Annotated in this window: 12 protein-coding genes; 8 read left to right on the top strand and 4 right to left on the bottom strand. The window is 70.7% G+C overall.

All coding sequences use genetic code 11. The features are described 5' to 3' along the window. Nucleotides 1-43: 43 nt before the first annotated feature. Nucleotides 44-1,273 carry an MFS transporter gene (locus AB0G04_RS00815; RefSeq protein WP_360974153.1) on the top strand — a complete coding sequence of 410 codons (1,230 nt, stop codon included), beginning with the start codon at nt 44-46 and terminating at the stop codon, nt 1,271-1,273. 361 nt (nt 1,274-1,634) lie between these two features. On the opposite strand, the gene hisC is transcribed toward AB0G04_RS00815, so the two are convergent. Both hisC and AB0G04_RS00825 read right to left on the bottom strand, forming a co-directional pair. Next, complete coding sequence (hisC, locus tag AB0G04_RS00820) at nt 1,635-2,714, bottom strand: histidinol-phosphate transaminase (RefSeq protein WP_360974156.1); 1,080 nt, start codon at nt 2,712-2,714, stop codon at nt 1,635-1,637. Then, nucleotides 2,711-3,751 (bottom strand): RDD family protein, encoded by a 1,041-nt coding sequence (locus tag AB0G04_RS00825; RefSeq protein ID WP_360974159.1) that lies wholly within the window; start codon nt 3,749-3,751, stop codon nt 2,711-2,713. The genes hisC and AB0G04_RS00825 overlap by 4 nt, the downstream gene beginning before the upstream one ends. A gap of 169 nt (nt 3,752-3,920) precedes the next feature. Here AB0G04_RS00825 and AB0G04_RS00830 point away from each other — a divergent pair, with 169 nt between their 5' ends. The 3 genes from AB0G04_RS00830 (at nt 3,921) to AB0G04_RS00840 (ending at nt 7,500) form a co-directional block, all read left to right on the top strand. Then, nucleotides 3,921-4,406, top strand: coding sequence for an Lrp/AsnC family transcriptional regulator (locus AB0G04_RS00830; RefSeq protein WP_360974162.1), 486 nt, complete (start codon nt 3,921-3,923; stop codon nt 4,404-4,406). A 62-nt stretch (nt 4,407-4,468) separates the two neighbouring features. Then, entirely contained in the window at nt 4,469-5,764 is a 1,296-nt protein-coding gene (locus AB0G04_RS00835; protein WP_360974165.1) for a hypothetical protein, read from the top strand. A gap of 62 nt (nt 5,765-5,826) precedes the next feature. Continuing rightward, nucleotides 5,827-7,500 (top strand): fumarate hydratase, encoded by a 1,674-nt coding sequence (locus tag AB0G04_RS00840; protein WP_360974168.1) that lies wholly within the window; start codon nt 5,827-5,829, stop codon nt 7,498-7,500. Between the two features lie 21 nt (nt 7,501-7,521). Here AB0G04_RS00840 and AB0G04_RS00845 read toward each other — a convergent pair whose 3' ends face one another. After that, on the bottom strand, nt 7,522-8,127 hold the full coding sequence (locus tag AB0G04_RS00845; RefSeq protein ID WP_360974171.1) for a hypothetical protein: 606 nt from the start codon (nt 8,125-8,127) through the stop codon (nt 7,522-7,524). A gap of 395 nt (nt 8,128-8,522) precedes the next feature. Between AB0G04_RS00845 and AB0G04_RS00850 the strand changes: the two genes are divergently transcribed. From AB0G04_RS00850 to rlmB, 4 genes are read left to right on the top strand one after another with little or no spacing between them, the layout of a single operon-like run. Then, nucleotides 8,523-11,456, top strand: coding sequence for a BTAD domain-containing putative transcriptional regulator (locus AB0G04_RS00850; protein ID WP_360974174.1), 2,934 nt, complete (start codon nt 8,523-8,525; stop codon nt 11,454-11,456). Continuing rightward, nucleotides 11,446-12,843, top strand: a complete 1,398-nt coding sequence (locus AB0G04_RS00855; RefSeq protein ID WP_360974177.1) for a class II fumarate hydratase — start codon at nt 11,446-11,448, stop codon at nt 12,841-12,843. The genes AB0G04_RS00850 and AB0G04_RS00855 overlap by 11 nt, the downstream gene beginning before the upstream one ends. A 23-nt stretch (nt 12,844-12,866) precedes the next feature. Beyond that, entirely contained in the window at nt 12,867-14,279 is a 1,413-nt protein-coding gene (gene cysS / locus AB0G04_RS00860; protein ID WP_360974180.1) for a cysteine--tRNA ligase, read from the top strand. Then, nucleotides 14,279-15,406, top strand: coding sequence for a 23S rRNA (guanosine(2251)-2'-O)-methyltransferase RlmB (gene rlmB / locus AB0G04_RS00865; protein ID WP_360974183.1), 1,128 nt, complete (start codon nt 14,279-14,281; stop codon nt 15,404-15,406). The genes cysS and rlmB overlap by 1 nt, the downstream gene beginning before the upstream one ends. Nucleotides 15,407-15,414: 8 nt before the next feature. Here rlmB and AB0G04_RS00870 read toward each other — a convergent pair whose 3' ends face one another. Next, nucleotides 15,415-16,533: a PQQ-binding-like beta-propeller repeat protein gene (locus tag AB0G04_RS00870; RefSeq protein ID WP_360974186.1), complete on the bottom strand. Its 1,119-nt coding sequence runs from the start codon at nt 16,531-16,533 to the stop codon at nt 15,415-15,417. Nucleotides 16,534-16,564: the final 31 nt, after the last annotated feature.

The raw sequence follows: 16,564 nt of genomic DNA on the forward strand, positions 1-16,564 counted from the left end.
GTCATCCTTTTTAAGCTCTAGCTCAGAGTTTATTGTGTGAGGGGTGAGACTCAACCGCCCGGCGCTCCTCGTCCTCAGCACCTCCACCTTCTGCTACGTCGCCGCGGAAACCCTTCCCGTCGGCCTGCTGCCGGAGATCGCGGCCGACCTCGACGTCACCGAAGCGCAGGTTGGCCTGCTGCTGACCAGCTACGCCGTGGTCGCCGCGGTCAGCACGATCCCGCTGACCGCGCTCACCATGCGGCTGCCGCGGCACACACTGATCGCCGTGACGGTAGCGGTGTTCGCGGTTTCACAGGCGGCCGCGGCGGTCGCACCGACGTTCCTCATCCTGATGCTGTCCCGGCTGATCTGCGCCCTCGCGCACGGGGTGTTCTGGTCGGTGATCGCGCCGATCATCGTCCGGCTGGCGCCGCCGGGGCACGGCGGGCGCGCCACGGCAATGGTTTTCGTGGGGAATTCGCTGGCCATCGTGCTCGGGGTGCCGGCCGGTACGGCCCTCGGCCAGTGGCTGGGATGGCGGGTCGCGGTCGGTGTCTTCGCGGTGGCCGGCGCCGTCTGTGTGGCGTTGCTGCTGGCGGTGCTGCCCAAGCTGCCGGCGCTGCCGCGGGACCGCGAGACGCCGACCGGGCAGTTGATGCGCAATGCGATCGGGATTCTGCGCAACGGGCGGGTGGCGCGGCTCTGCCTGATCACGACGGTGCTGGTGGTGGGGCATTTCGCGGCGTACACCTACATCGCCCCGCTGGTCCGCCGGGACGCCGGGCTGGACGGGGCCGCGCTGAGCGCGCTCCTGCTCGGGTACGGCGCGGTGGGGCTGATCGCCAACTTCGTGGTGCGGCGGTTCGTGGACCTGCGGCCGGGACCGCTCGTGATCGGCCTGTCGGCGACCGTGGCCGTCTCCGTGGTGATGATGGCACCGGTGCTCGGCCCGGCGCCCACGATCGTGTTCACGCTGCTCTGGGGCGGCGCCTTCACGGCGATCCCGGTGTTCCTGTCGACGGCTCCGTTGCGGGTCGCGCCGACCGCCCGTGACGCCGCCTCGGCTGTCTACGTGGTGGCCTTCCAGGTCGGCATCGGCGGTGGCGCCTTCCTCGGCGAGCGCCTGGTCAGCACCGGCCATCTCGGCACACTGCCCCTGCTGGCCGGCGCACTGGCCCTGACCGCCACGGTACTGACGGCCCTTTCCCCCAGGGTCTTCCCGCACCGGATAACCACCGAGGACCACCAAAGAGCAGAACAGGAAGCCAAAGCCGAAACCGCCACCACCTGACAACAAAGCCAGCCCCCACAACCCAGCCCCGCAGTGCCCCCACAACTTCCCGATGCGCGCATGACAACAAAGCACCCCCGCACTCGCCCCACGTTCCCCGTGCACCCGCAGCCACAGAGCACCCCCGCCCTTGCCCCCACGTTCCCCGTGCACCCGCAGCCACAGAGCAGCCCGCCCTTTGCCCGCACGTTTCCCAGTGCACCCGGAGCCACAGAGCGACCCCGCAAAATGCCGCCGGTGATGAGGCAGCCGATTTACCGACGCCCAGCGGGTTTTGCTGGGTGGCGGTAAATCGCCTGACTCATCACCGGTTACAAGGCATTTTGCCGCGGAGCGAAGCGAAGCCAGCAAGCTCAGCCAGCTAGCTCAGCGCAGCCTCGGCGGCCGCAAGGAACTGGTCGTTCTCCTCCGGCGTGCCGATCGTGACCCGCGCCCCCTCGGGGTGGAAGCCGCGCACGATGACGCCCCGGTTCTCGCAGGCGGAGGCGAACGCGGCGGTACGGTCGCCGAGCGGCAGCCACACGAAGTTGGCCTGGCTGTCCGGCACGTCGAGGGAGAGCTTGCGCAGCGCCTCGGCGACCCGGGTCCGTTCGGAGACGACCAGGGCGCAGCGGCGGCGTACCTCGGCTTCCTGGTCGAGGGCGGCGAGCGCGGCGGCCTGCGCGACCAGGCTGGTGGAGAACGGGGTGACGACCTTGCGGACGGCGGCCGCGACGTCGGGCTGGGCGATCAGGTATCCCATCCGCAGACCGGCCAGGCCCCACGCCTTGCTCATGGTGCGCAGCACGACGACGTTGGCCCGGTCGCCGTAGACGTCGACGCCGTCGGGCACGTCCGGGTCGGTGACGAATTCCCGGTACGCCTCGTCGAGCACCACGAGCACGTCGGAGGGCACGTCGGCGAGGAACCGGTCGAGTTCGGCTTTGCGCAGGAAGGTGCCGGTCGGGTTGTTCGGGTTGCAGATGAAGACGATCCGGGTCTGGTCGGTGATCGCCTCGGCGATGGCGGCCAGGTCGTGCCCGTGCGCCGGGGTGTTCGGCACGCGCACGCTGGTGGCGCCGGCGCCGGCCGCGATGATCGGGTACGCCTCGAACGACCGCCACGAGTAGACGACCTCGTCGCCGGGCAGGCAGGTGGCCTTGACGAGGATCTCGGCGAGCGCCACCGACCCGCAGCCGGTGACCACCCGTGCCGGGTCGACGCCGAGCCAGGCGCCGATGCGGTCGCGCAGCTCGACGACGCCCATGTCGGGGTACCGGTGCACCGACCGGACCGCCTCGGTGACCGCTTCGACCACGCCGGGGAGCGGGCCGTACGGGACCTCGTTGCTGGCGAGTTTGACCGCCTCGGCGATGCCCAGCTCACGTGCCAGGTCGGCGACGTTGCGGCCGGGCACGTAGTTGGGCAGCGCGTCCAGGTCGGCGCGGGTGAGGCGGGTCATCGGGATCCTCCGGATGGGGTGCTCGGTGGGGCTCCGCCGGGCGGCACGTCGACGACGACGGTGGCCGCCGCCTTGTCATGCCAAGCCTGCCGCAGGCGGGGGTCGAAGGCGGGCGAGAGCGCGAAGACGAACTGGACGATCAGGCCGACGCCGCACCACCAGAAGAGGTTCCAGATGCCGAGCCGGCCCCAGCGGGCGAACGCGCGGGCGAAGCCGAGCGGCTCGTTCTTCTCCACCGGGACGACCTTGATGCCCATGATCCGTTTACCGAGGGTCTGGCCGCTGCTGGCGATCGCCGGCGCCTCGTAGGCCAGCCAGACCAGCGTGGCGATCATGACAATCGCCAGTGACAGCGTCTGCATCCGATCGGTGACGGGGAGGATCGGCGCGGTGTTGCCGGCCGCGACCTCGTCCATGTACTTGCGGAAGGCGGGCCGGAAGTCCTGCAGGTAGAGGTAACCGAAGTAGCCGTTGACCACGATGTTGATGAGCAGGACCGCGAAGATGTCGATCAGGCGCGCGGTGAGTCGTTTGCCGAGCCCGGCCAGCGCCATGCCGTGCGGACGGACCGCGGGCATCGGCATCGGGTACGGGAACGGATAGGGGTACGGCTGCGCCTTCATGGGCTGGGCGCCCGGGTGAGGCGGGGCGCCCGGGTATGGCTGGGCTCCGGGATGAGGCTGGGCCGCCGGATGAGGCTGGGCTCCGGGGTGAGGTTGCCATCCGGGCGGGGGCTGCATGCCGGGCGGTGGTTGCCAGCCGGGCGGTGGCGGGGGTTGCGGCATCCAGCCGGCCGGGGGCGGAGGCTGTGGCGTCCAGCCGGGCGGTGCCGGAGCGGGCGGGCCGGCGGCGGGCAGGCCGGTGACGGGAAGCGGCTGTGGTGCCGGGGCCGGTGGCTCCGGTTCGGCCGCGGGCGGGCCGTCCGGCGGGACGGCGTCGGCCGGGATGGCCTTGCCCAGCCAGCCCTCACCGTCCCAATAGCGCTGGGTACTGGTGTCGGCCGGGTCCTTGTACCAACCCGCGGGAACGGAACTCATGCGCAAACCTTTACCACGACAGCCTGACACTTCTCTGCGCACCGGTCGGCCGGCGCGAGGCCTGATCACAGTGTCACAGGTCGACTGACGGTGACGCAGCCCACGGTCATGGGCAACTGTCGCGATCTTCGATGCGCAACGTGTGCGATCGGTGCGGTACGTTCCCCGGGTGGGTGAGCAGAATGTCCAGCTGGACGTGCTCGACGCGCGGCTGATCTCGATGCTGGCGGCCGAGCCCCGGATCGGTGTGCTGGAACTCTCCCGGCGGCTCGCGGTCGCCCGGGGCACGGTGCAGGCGCGGCTCGACAAGCTGATCGCGCGCGGCGCGATCAAAGGCTTCGGGCCCGAGGTGATTCCCGCCGCGATCGGGTTCGGCGTGATGAGTTTCGTGACGCTGGAGATCAGCCAGCGGTACGGCCACGACGCCGTCGCCGAGCATCTGGCCGAGATTCCCGAGGTCCTGGAGGCGCACACGATCACCGGCAGCGGTGACATCCTGTGCCGGATCGTGGCGCGATCCAACGCCGACCTGCAGCGGGTGATCGATCAGATCGTGGGCTACGAGGGCATCGTCCGGGCGCACACGATCATCGCGCTGGCCGAGCTGATCCCGTACCGGACCGTGCCTCTGGTTCGGGCAGCAAGTCAGGCATAACGCAACGACACGGACTTTCCGCGCTCGGGGCTTCCGGGATCGAAGGTCATTACCCTGCCCGCATGGCCTCGGGAGGCGGTTCCTGGAAGGGACTCTGGGTGGTCACCGTCGCCGCGGTGGCCGTCACCGTGCTGGCCACCACCCGGGTGTGGAACCCGTGGCCGCAGGTCTGGTCCTGGATCACCACGAGCGGGCCGGTCGCGCCGGGCACCCAATGGCAGCAGGCGCTCGGCGGCACCCCGCAGAGCGTGGCCATCGCCGGTGAGGCGGTGATCGTCGAGTACCGGACGTCGGTGGAGGCCTACGGCCTGACCGCGGCCGTCAAGCTCTGGTCCTCCGACGCCGACTGGGCCGCGATCGCCGGCAAGGGCTCGAACGCCGTGGTGGTGACCGGCCGCCTGCTGACCAAGGGCTACCAGGTCCTCGATCCGGCCACCGGCGCGGTACGGCGGGCCGACACCGTCGCCTCAGCCGTCTGGACGTACCAGGACGCGATCGTCGACCTGAGCTGCGGCGGGGGCGACGACTGCAAACTGACCGCCTGGGACCCGCGGGCCGGCACCCAGTTGTGGAGCGTCGGTACCGGCAGCATCGGCTTCGTCCTGGACGCCGCGAACCCCGACCTGCCGGACACCCGGCGGCTGATCTCCGGAGCCGTGGACGACGACGTCGCCGGTCCGCCGGTGCTGCCCGGCTTGCTCGGGCTCCCGCACGACGGTGAGGTCCGGGTGATCGACACGGCCACCGGGCGCCTCGTGCAGACCCTGCGGCCGGAACGCAACCAGCGGGTCGCGGTGGTCGGCGGGCGGGTTCTCACGGTCACCGGCACGGCCCGGGACGGGACCTGCTACTACGGCGTGGTGGCCGGCAGCCCGCCCCGCGGGCAGACCGTGTGGCAGCGGGACGGCCTCAACCTGCGGACCGCTGAGAACGGCTCGGCCTGCGAGCAGTCGCGGGACCCGGCGGGCGGCTACAACGTGGTGCTCGGCGTCGACCCGTACGGCCGGGAGGTTCTGATCAACGGCTACGACGGGCGGAACCTCTGGTACGGCGACAAGGAGTCGACGGTGCTCGCCGTCAACGACACGTACGCGGTGATCGGCAAGGGCAGCTCGATCCGGGGCTTCTCGTTCACGAAGGACAAGACGGTCTGGAGGCAGGAGGGCCGCAAGGAGGCGGGTGCGGCGCTCACCCCGTACGCCGCGATCGTGGCCTCGGAAGGCCGGGTGACGGCGCTGGCACCCGCGACCGGTGCGGTTCGTGCCGATGTACGTACCGATGCGAAGGTCTTCGCCGTCGGCGCGAACGGCATGATCCTCGTCTCCGGCCGCGACATGGCGTATCTGCCGTTCGCCTGAAAGCGGAGCGCCCCGGGGATGGGTTCGCATACCGCCGCCCCGCTGGCCTAGGCTTTCCGCTCATGAGCTCCAGCGTCGATTTCAGGTACTCGCCGCTCCTTCCGACCGGAGACGACCTGACCGAGTACCGCCTGGTCACGGATGAGGGCGTGGACGTCGTCGAAGGCCCGGGCAAACGACGGTTCCTGACCGTCGAACCGGCCGCGCTCACCCAGCTGACGGCGGAGGCGATGCACGACATCGCCCACTACCTTCGACCGGCGCACCTCGCGCAGTTGCGCGGCATCATCGACGACCCGAAAGCGTCGCCGAACGACCGGTTCGTCGCGCTGGACCTGCTGCGCAACGCGAACATCGCGGCCGGTGGCGTGCTGCCGATGTGCCAGGACACCGGCACCGCGATCGTGATGGGCAAACGCGGGCGGCACGTGCTCACCGACGGTACCGACGAGGCGGCCATCGCGCTCGGCGTCTACCAGGCGTACACCCGGCTCAACCTGCGGTATTCGCAGCTCGCCCCGATCACCATGTGGGACGAGAAGAACACCGGCACCAACCTTCCGGCGCAGATCGAGCTGTACGCGGAGGACCCGGGCGGTCACCCGGACGCGTACAAGTTCCTCTTCATGGCCAAGGGCGGCGGGTCGGCCAACAAGTCGTACCTGTACCAGGAGACGAAGGCGCTGCTCAACCCGCAGCGGATGATGCAGTTCCTGGACGAGAAGCTGCGGCTGATCGGTACGTCGGCGTGTCCGCCGTACCACCTGGCCGTGGTCGTCGGCGGCACCAGCGCCGAGCACGCGCTGAAGACCGCGAAACTGGCCTCCGCCAAGTACCTCGACAATCTGCCGACCTCGGGCACCATGCTGGCGCACGGATTCCGCGACCTGGAGCTGGAGGCCGCGGTTCTGGAGCTGACCCGCGACTTCGGCATCGGCGCCCAGTTCGGCGGACGGTACTTCTGCCACGACGTGCGGGTGATCCGTCTGCCCCGGCACGGGGCGTCCTGCCCGGTCGCGATCGCGGTCTCCTGCTCGGCCGACCGGCAGGCGGTCGCCAAGATCACCCCTTCGGGTGTCTGGCTGGAGCGGCTGGAGACCGATCCGGCGCGTTTCCTGCCCGAGGTCACCGACGAGAACCTGGAGACCGAGCAGGTCGTCCGGATCGATCTGAACCGGCCGATGGCCGAGATCCGCGAGGAGCTCAGCAAGTACCCGGTGAAGACCCGGCTGTCGCTGACCGGCCCGCTCGTGGTGGCCCGCGACATCGCGCACGCGAAGATCGCCGAGCGGCTCGACGCCGGCCAGCCGATGCCGCAGTACATGCGGGATCACGCGGTCTACTACGCCGGCCCGGCCAAGACGCCGGAGGGGTACGCCTCCGGCTCGTTCGGCCCGACCACCGCCGGCCGGATGGACTCCTACGTGGAGAAGTTCCAGGCGGCCGGCGGCTCGATGGTGATGCTGGCCAAGGGCAACCGGTCGCAGCAGGTCACCGACGCGTGCAAGACGTACGGCGGCTTCTACCTCGGTTCGATCGGCGGCCCGGCGGCCCGGCTGGCCCAGGACTGCATCCGCCACGTCGAGGTGCTCGAGTTCCCCGAGCTCGGCATGGAGGCGGTCTGGAAGATCGAGGTCGAGGACTTCCCGGCCTTCATCGTCGTGGACGACAAGGGCAACGACTTCTTCGCCGAGGTCACCAAGCCGAAGCCGGTTCTTAACATCGGCCGCCGCTGACGTCTGTCCCGCCGCTGACGTCTATCCCGCCGACGCTGACGGGGCCGCCGAGGCGGGCGGCTCCGACGGCGACCCGGACGGCGCCTCGGCGGCCCTGGCGACGGCGCAGTGGCCGACGACCGGGCTGATCCAGTCGGAGAGCTGTTCCTGCAGCGTGCGGTCCAGGTCCTTGCTGGTCTTGATCCGCTCGATGAAGTCGAGATTCTTGGCGCTCGTGTCGATCCGTTGCGCCGAGGTGGTGGCCAGCGTCTTGAGTTCGGGGTCCAGCGCCTTCGTGGTCTCCTTGCGGAGCTGCGTGGCGACCGCCTTCAATTCGGTGGCGGCCTGCTTCTCCGCCTTGTCCGCGGCGGCGGTGTCCTTCGCCTCCTTGTAGGCGATCATCTTGCCCAGCGCGTCGCCGAAGCCCTTGAACTCGGTGCTGATCACCTTGTCCACGCGGTCGCAGATCCGCAGGTTGTCGGCCGTGTAGTCGGGGGCGGGGGACGAGGCGTCCGGCGCGGCGGCGGTGGACGCGGCCGGGGTGGTGACGGCCGGCGCGGCGGCATTCTCGGTCTTCGGATCGTCGCCGCAGGCGGCACTGGTCAGCAGTGCACCGCCCGCGAACACGGCCAGGATGGCGCGTCGCATCGGAGATTCCTCTTCGTCGGGGTCATCCAAACGCAGCCGACGGTACGTAACGAAGGCAGCGACGTCCAACTCTGCGTGATCGCTGAAGATACGAGCAGCCCGCTCGCGGCGAACCGCGAGCGGGCTGCATCTCCCCCGTTGAGGCTTGGGCCGCCCCGCCCCCGCTCTGGGGCGTTTCTGGGAAACATCGGTGACGAAGCGGCGCTGGGGAGAAGGTTTCCGTAGCGCGCTGTCGATTCGCTGTCGTTTCGCTCTCGATGTGGTCGGTAGGCTTCGCACGCGGCTCCACGGACGGGGTGACTACGTTGCGCTATCGGATCTTAGGAACACTCTCCGTAGTTATTGATGAGCGCCCGGTAGCAATCACGGCCGGTCGTGACCGGACCATGCTCGCGATGATGCTTCTCCGTCCGCGACGGATAGTCGGCCTGGGCGAACTCACCGAGGCGGTGTGGGGCACGGCGCCTCCGGCCACCGTGCGCGGCCAGGTGCAGACCTGCATCTCCCGGTTGCGCCGGCTGCTCCCGCCGGACGCCATCATCACCGACCCGGCCGGGTACGGCATCGACGTCGCGGACGGCGACCTCGACTCGGAACGCTTCCTCGCCCTCGTCGAGACGGCCCGGTCCGCACCGGACGGCGGGGACGCGCGGGCGGCGTACCGCCAGGCTCTGGAGCTCTGGCGTGGTCCGGCCTGCGCCGAGATCGAGGCGCCGGGGGTGCGCCAGGCCGCGGCGATGCTCGACGAGCGCCACGCGCTGGCGATCGAGGACGCGATCGACCTGGAGCTGGCGGCGGGCCGGGCCCGTGAGCTGCTGGGCGAGCTGACCGCTCAGGTGGAGCGGTTCCCGTTGCGGGAGCGACTGCGCGGCCAGCTGATGCTGGCGCTGTTCCGCTCGGGCCGGCAGGCCGACGCGCTTGCCGAGTTCCGGCGGGCCCGTGACGTCCTGAGCGAGGAACTGGGCATCGAACCCGGCCGGGAGCTGCAGGAACTGCACCGTGACATCCTGGTGGGCACGGTGCCCGAGGTCGCCCCCGTGGTGATCCCGGCTGATCCGGTACGCCAGGTACCGGTGCACTGCCTTCCGCGCTCGGTCCCGGACTTCACCGGACGGGCCGGTCTGGTCGATCGGCTGCTCGCCGGCGCGGTGGCGACCGAGCGGGGGCCGGCCATCGTCGTGATCGACGGGATGGCCGGCAGCGGCAAGACGACACTCGCCCTGCACCTGGCCGGCCTGCTCGGCGACCGTTTCCCTGACGCGCACCTCTTCGTCGACCTGCAGGGCCACAGCGAGCACGACCCGGTCGACCCGTCCGCCGCCCTCCTCGTGCTGCTGCGGCAGCTCGGCCTGCCCGCCGACGGCATCCCGCCTGCCCTGGTCGACCGGATCGGGCTGTGGCGTACCGAACTGGCCCGCCGCCGCGCCCTCGTGATTTTCGACAACGCCGGCTCCAGCGCGCAGGTCGCCGAGTTGCTCCCGACCTCCCCGGGCAGCGTCGCCCTGGTCACCAGCCGCCGTCGGCTGGCCGGCCTCGACGGGGTGAACCCGGAGTCGCTGCCGGTGCTAGCCCAGGAGGAGGCGATCGCGCTGCTGGAGCGGATCGTCGGCGAGCGGGTACGGGAAGATCCGGAAGCCTCGGCCGAGGTGGTACGCCGGTGTGGCGGGCTGCCACTGGCGGTGCGCCTGGCCGGTGCCCGGCTGGCGCACCGGCCGCGCTGGCGGGTCGCCGACCTGCTGCGCCGCCTCGGCGAGTCGGCGCTGCCCGAGCTGGCCGCCGAGGACCGGACCGTGGCCAGCACGTTCGCCCTCTCCTACGGTCAGTTGTCGGAGGGCACACAGCGGTTCTTCGGGCTGCTCGGTCTCTACCCGGGCATGTCGCTGGACGCTCCGGCGGCCGCCGCGCTGAGCGGATCGGACCTGGACTGCGCCCGGGAACTGCTTGACGAGCTCGTCGACGTGCACCTCATCGAGGAGCCCGAGCCCGGCGTCTACCGGCTGCACGACCTGCTCCGGGAGTTCGCCGCCGCGCTCGCCGGGCAGCTGTCCGAGCCGGAGCGGCAGCAGGCCCTGCTGGGACTCTTGGATCTGGAGACCCATGCGGCCGTCGCCTCGTGCTTCAGCGCGTCCCGCCCGTCGCTGGATGAGGAGTTCAAGCATGTGCCGCACCGGCGGCCGGAACTGGCGGCGGCGATCGCCGATCCGTTCGCCCGCCTGGAACGGCAGCGGGCCGACCTGTCCGCCTTCGTCGAGGCGGCGGCCCGTTCCGAGCATCCGCAGTACGCGTGGCTGCTTCCCCGGGCGGCCTGGTGCCTGCTCTTCTACCGCGGCTACACCGAGGACGTCGGCGTGCTGCACGAGCGTGGGCTGGCAGTCGCTCAGCGGTCCGGCGACGAGACCGCAGTGGCGATGATGGTCAACGGTCTGGCCTCCTACCACTACCGGTGCGGGGAGTACGACACCGCCCGCAAGTACGTGCTGATCGCGGTCCGGGCAGCGGAGAAGCGTGGAGACCTCCGGATCATGGCCAACAAACTCGGCAACCTGGCCACCCTGGACATCGCGACCAGCCGCTTCGCCGAGGCGGTCGAGACCTCCCAGAGGGCCGGCCGGATCGCCGCACTGGGCCGGTCCCGCATCATCGGCATGGCCGCGCTCTTCCAGCTCTCGAACGCCTACCAGCATCTCGGCAACTACGCCGAGGCGTTGCGCCTCGACCGGATCCGCCTGCTCTCCGGGGACATCCGCGACAACGCCCACCAGCAGGCCGGCTCGCTGTTGAACATCCAGCGGAGCAAACGGCGGCTCGGCCTCGCCACGGCGCCGGCCGCGCAACGGTACGTCGAGGTCGCCCTCCGGCTGATTCTCCGGCAGGGCATCGCGGTCCTGGAGGCCGACGCGCGTACCGAACTCGGCACGGTCCTGGCCGAGCAGGGCGACTTCGAGTCGGCAGTGGTCCAGCACCGGCTGGCCGTGGAGATCGCCGACCGGGTCGGGGAGGTCCGATACGCCGCCGAACACCTGCACGACTATGCGGTCACGCTGCTGCGGTCAGGGGACGACCAAGCGGCTCTGGCCAGCTTCGAGCGCTCCCTGCGCCTGGCCCGGCAGGCGCGTCAGCCGTACTCGATCGCCCGTGCCCTGGCCGGAATCGGTGACTGCGTCGCCGGCGGTGACCCGGATCGGGCCCGGCGGCTGTGGTCGGAGGCCCGCGGGATGTTCGAGGAGATGGGCACCCCGGAACGTCACGTCCTGGCCGGGCGGTTGCGCCGGATCGGTATCGACTGCGGTCCGGCGGACCTCGAGAGAGGATGGTCCGGTGACGACTGACGAGAGTGGTTTCCGGATCGAACGCGACACGATGGGCGAGGTACGCGTGCCGTCCGCCGCCCTGTGGCGCGCGCAGACGCAGCGGGCGGTGGAGAACTTCCCGATCTCCGGCCGTGGGCTGGAGCCGTCCCACATCCGGGCGCTGGCCCGGATCAAGGGCGCCGCGGCCCGGGTGAACGCGAACCTCGGAGTGCTGGAGAAGGACCTGGCCGAGGCGATCGCGACCGCGGCCGCGCACGTGGCCGAGGGCGGTTACGACGACCAGTTCCCGGTGGACGTCTTCCAGACCGGCTCCGGCACCTCGTCCAACATGAACGCCAACGAGGTCATCGCCACGCTGGCCGGCCGCGACCTGGGCCGCCCGGTGCACCCGAACGACCACGTCAACGCGTCGCAGTCGTCGAACGACGTCTTCCCGTCCTCGATCCACCTGGCCGCGGTCGAGACGGTGACCACCGACCTGATCCCGGCGCTCGCTCATCTGGCGACGGTCCTGAGCGCGAAGTCCGCCGACTTCTCGGAGATCGTCAAGAGCGGCCGCACGCACCTCATGGATGCCACGCCGGTCACCCTGGGGCAGGAATTCTCCGGGTACGCGCGGCAGGTCACCAACGGTGTCGAGCGGCTTCAGGCCACCCTGCCGCGGCTCGGCGAGCTGCCGCTCGGCGGCACCGCGGTGGGGACCGGCGTGAACACCCCGCCCGGTTTCGCGCCCGCGGTGATCCGCCTGCTGGCCGAGGAGACCGGTCTGCCGCTGACCGAGACACGGGACCACTTCGAGGCGCAGGGTGCCCGGGACGCGCTGGTCGAGGTGTCCGGGCAGCTCCGGGTGGTGGCTGCCGGCCTGTACAAGATCGCCAATGACATCCGCTGGATGGGTTCGGGTCCCCGGGCCGGCCTGCGGGAACTGCGCCTGCCCGATCTGCAGCCCGGCTCGTCGATCATGCCGGGCAAGGTGAACCCGGTTGTCCCGGAGGCGGTCCGTCAGGTCGCCGCCCAGGTCATCGGCAACGACGCGACGGTCGCCTTCGCCGGCACCCAGGGCGACTTCGAGCTCAACGTGATGCTGCCGGTGATGGCCCGTAACGTGCTCGAGTCGATCCGCCTGCTGGCCGCGGTGGCCCGGCTCCTCGCCGATCGCTGCGTCGCGGGCCTGGAGGCCGACGAGGAGATCACCCGGGGGTACGCGGAGGGCTCGCCGTCGATCGTCACCCCGCTCAACCGCTACCTGGGGTACGACGAGGCGGCCGCGATCGCGAAGCAGGCACTCGCCACCGGGCGCACCATCCGCGAGGTGGTGATCGAGCGCGGGCACGTGGCCGCCGGCACGGTGACCGAGGCTCAGCTGGACGAGGCACTCGACGTGCTCCGGATGACGCGTCCCTGAGGACCGGCCGGTACCCTTGTACGGTGACTCTGCGCTTGTACGACACCGCGACCCGATCGGTCCGGGACTTCGTCCCGATGACGCCCGGTCAGGTGGGGATCTACCTGTGTGGCGTCACCGTGCAGTCCTCGCCCCACATCGGTCATCTTCGCTCCGCCGTCAACTACGACGTGCTGCGCCGGTGGCTGCTGCACACCGGGCTCGAGGTTTCCTTCGTCCGCAACGTCACCGACGTGGACGACAAGATCCTCGAGAAAGCCGGTGAGCAGGGCCGGCCGTTCTGGGCCATCGCCTACGAGAACAGGCTGCTGCTGGAGCGTGACTACTCCGCCCTCAACGTGCTGCCGCCCACCTACGAGCCGCTGGCCACCGGCCACGTCATGGAGATGCACGAGCTGATCGAGACGCTGATCGAGCGTGGCCACGCGTACCCGGTGGGTGGCGACTGCGCCGATGTCTACTTCGACGTGCTCTCCTTCTCCGGGTACGGCGCCCTTTCCGGTCAGGATCCGGCGGACCTGCGCCGGCCGAAGGCGGACGACCCCGCCAAGCGTGACTATCGCGACTTCGCACTCTGGAAAGGCGTGAAGCCCGACGAGCCGCGGGACGCCTACTGGCCGTCGCCGTGGGGCAAGGGCCGGCCGGGATGGCACATCGAGTGCTCCGCGATGGCCCGGCGCTACCTCGGCGACGAGTTCGACATCCACGGCGGCGGACTGGACCTGACGTTCCCGCACCACGAGAACGAGGTGGCCCAGTCCAAGGCGGCCGGCCTCGGGTTCGCCCGTTACTGGGTGCACCACGCCCTGCTCAACCTCGGCGACTCCAAGATGAGCAAGTCGCTGGGTAACGTGATCGACCTGACCTCGCTCGTCGAGTCCGGGATCCGGCCGGTGGAGCTGCGCTACTACCTGGGCAGCCCGCACTACCGCTCACGGATCGACTACTCGGACGAGGCGCTTCGCGAGGCCGCGGCCGGCTACCGGCGGATCGAGGGCTTCGTGCACCGGGCCGCCGAGGTGGTCGGGCAGGGCCGGCCCAAGCAGGTGCCACCGGCCTTCGCCGAGGCGATGAACGACGACCTCAACACGTCGGCGGCGCTGGCGATCGTCCACGACACCGTGCGGGAGGGCAACACCGCCCTGGCCGCCGATGACGAGGCCGCCATCCGGGGCGCGCTCACCGCGGTCCGGGCCATGCTCGGCGTGCTCGGGCTCGACCCGTTCGACGAGAAATGGCGTGGCGGCGAGGGCGGCAACGACCTGAAGCCGGTGGTCGACTCGCTGGTCGCCCTGGCTCTGGAGCAGCGGGCGCAGGCCCGTGCACGTAAGGACTGGGCGGCCGCCGACTCGGTGCGCGACCAGCTCAAGAACGCGGGTATTCAGGTGGAGGACACTCCGGCCGGGCCGCGATGGACGGTAGGAGAACAGCACTGATGCCGGGCAATTCATTCAACGCGAGCAAGCGTACGGCCTCGAAGAAGGGTGCCGTCGCCGGTTCCGGTGGCAAGAACCGCGCCGGTCTCAAGGGCCGGGGCAAGACCCTGCCGGCCGACGAGCGGCCGTGGCACAAGGGTTACTCGGGCACCGAGAAGCTGCCCGAGAAGACCGCCCGTAAGCAGGACAAGGAGCGCCGGGCCGCGGCCGCCGAGGGCCGCGTGCCCAAGGTCGGCATGCCCGGCACCAAAGACACCACCTGGGGCCGCGGCGGTGGTCGTGCTCCCGGGATGACCCGCACCCAGGCGACCCGCGGTGGTGTCCGGGGCGGTGGCCCGCGTGGTCCGCGGATCGCTCCGGGCCGCCGGTCCAACCCCACCAAAGAGGGCCCCGAGCTGCTGCTCGGCCGTAACCCGGTGGTCGAGGCGCTGCGCGCGCTGGTGCCGGCCACCGCGCTCTACGTGGCGCAGGGCCTCGACATCGACGACCGGGTCACCGAGATCGTCCGGACCTCCGGCGACCGGGGCATCCCGATCCTGGAGATCAGCCGCACCGAGCTGGACCGGATGACCGGTGGGGTGCTGCACCAGGGCGTCGGGCTGCAGGTGCCGCCGTTCGCCTACGAGAACTTCGACGACCTGGTGACGGCTTCCCTCGAGCAGACCGCCCCGCTGCTGGTCGCGCTCGACGGCATCACCGACCCGCGCAACCTGGGTGCGGTGATCCGTTCGGTGGCCGCGTTCGGCGGGCACGGCGTCTTCATGACCGAGCGGCGGGCCGCCGGGATCACCGCGACCGCGTGGCGCACCAGCGCCGGCGCAGCCGCCCGGGTCCCGGTGTCGCAGGTGGTCAACCTGACCAGGGCGATCAAGTCGGCGCAGAAGGCCGGGTTCACCGCGATCGGCCTGGACGCCGACGGGGAGACCGATCTGTACCAGCTGGAGGCCGCGGTCGGGCCGCTGCTGGTGGTCGTCGGCTCCGAGGGCCGCGGTCTGTCCCGCCTCGTCGGCGAGACCTGTGACCTGCGGGTGAGCATCCCGATGGCCTCCGACGTGGAGTCGCTGAACGCCAGTGTGGCGGCAGCGGTCACCCTCGCCGAGGTGAGCCGCCGCCGCCTGTACGGCTGAGCGGCCCGTCAGTAGTAGGCGCGCAGGCGGTTGCCGTCCGTGAGGAAGAGGCGGCCGCCTGCCACCGCCGGCGGGTAGTTCTGCTCGCTCGGCATGCCGCCCTTCATCGCCTGACCGGTGACGGCGTCGACGATCGACAGCGGGTGTCCCATGCCGGACGGGCTGTAGAGCAGGCGTCCGGCCCGGACCGGCTGGCCCGCACCGTCCGGCAGGTGCACCGACCAGAGCTTCCGGCCGGTCTTCGCGTCGAGCGAGATGACGCTGCGGTACCGCGGGAAGTAGAGGCGCTCCTCGTCGGCGGTGACCGAGTGTGCCGGCCAGGCCGAGTTCCAGGCCACGTTGCCGTTGATCGAGTCGATGGCGCTGAGCCCGCCGTTGCGGCCCCCGATGTAGAAGCGCGAGCCGCTCGGGTTGCTGCCGACCGCGTACCAGTCCTCCGGCGTGTGCCAGATCGTCGCTCCGGTCTTGATGTCGACGGCCCGGGAACCCTGTCCCTCGGTACGCAGCAGGATCCGACCCTGCGCCGACAGCAGCCCGTCGCCCCGGGTGCCGAACAGCTTCCACATCCGGGCGCCGGTGGTCAGCCGGTGCGCGACCGTGGACGTCTCGAAGTCGGGCCGGGTGTCGACCACGACCACGCCCCGGTCGACGATCATGTCCTGGGTGGGCGCGCCGAGCGGGATCTCCCAGAGCCGCTGGCCGGTGGCTGCCCGGTACGCGGACAGGAAGCTGTGCTGGTTGTCGCAGGCGTAGGTGAGGGCGACCAGGATGCCCTCGGCGAAGGCCATCCGGGTGACGCCGCGGCGCTGCAGGCTCACGTGCCAGCGCCGGGCGCCGGTGGCCGGGTCGTACGCCCCGATGCCGCCGGGGTCGCTGGTGTAGATCCGACCGTCCCCGGCGAGCGGTTCCCGGCCTACCTCGCATTCCGGGGCGCCTTGGGTGGGAATCTCCCAGCGCTGCGAGATGGCGTTCACCGAGGCCGGGGTGAGCCTGTTCTCGTACGGGTTGTAGTAGGTCAGTCCAGGCCCGTATCCCGTCTGGGTCCACTCCGACGGTGGCGCGGCGGGGAGTGTCGGGCTGGGGAAACTCAATGCCGCGGCGAGGGCGGCGGTCAGTACGGAGCTCATACATGATCAACGAAGAACGCTCCCGGTCGGC

The sequence above is a fragment of the Actinoplanes sp. NPDC023801 genome (assembly GCF_040639655.1).
Lineage (GTDB): Bacteria > Actinomycetota > Actinomycetes > Mycobacteriales > Micromonosporaceae > Actinoplanes.

Bases quoted from the DNA above. Each gene is read 5' to 3' on its own strand.
- hisC (WP_360974156.1), bottom strand. From the start codon at position 2,714: ATGACCCGCCTCACCCGCGCCGACCTGGACGCGCTGCCCAACTACGTG.
- AB0G04_RS00825 (WP_360974159.1), bottom strand. From the start codon at position 3,751: ATGAGTTCCGTTCCCGCGGGTTGGTACAAGGACCCGGCCGACACCAGT.
- AB0G04_RS00835 (WP_360974165.1), top strand. From the start codon at position 4,469: ATGGCCTCGGGAGGCGGTTCCTGGAAGGGACTCTGGGTGGTCACCGTC.
- AB0G04_RS00840 (WP_360974168.1), top strand. From the start codon at position 5,827: ATGAGCTCCAGCGTCGATTTCAGGTACTCGCCGCTCCTTCCGACCGGA.
- AB0G04_RS00845 (WP_360974171.1), bottom strand. From the start codon at position 8,127: ATGCGACGCGCCATCCTGGCCGTGTTCGCGGGCGGTGCACTGCTGACC.
- AB0G04_RS00850 (WP_360974174.1), top strand. From the start codon at position 8,523: ATGATGCTTCTCCGTCCGCGACGGATAGTCGGCCTGGGCGAACTCACC.
- rlmB (WP_360974183.1), top strand. From the start codon at position 14,279: ATGCCGGGCAATTCATTCAACGCGAGCAAGCGTACGGCCTCGAAGAAG.
- AB0G04_RS00870 (WP_360974186.1), bottom strand. From the start codon at position 16,533: ATGAGCTCCGTACTGACCGCCGCCCTCGCCGCGGCATTGAGTTTCCCC.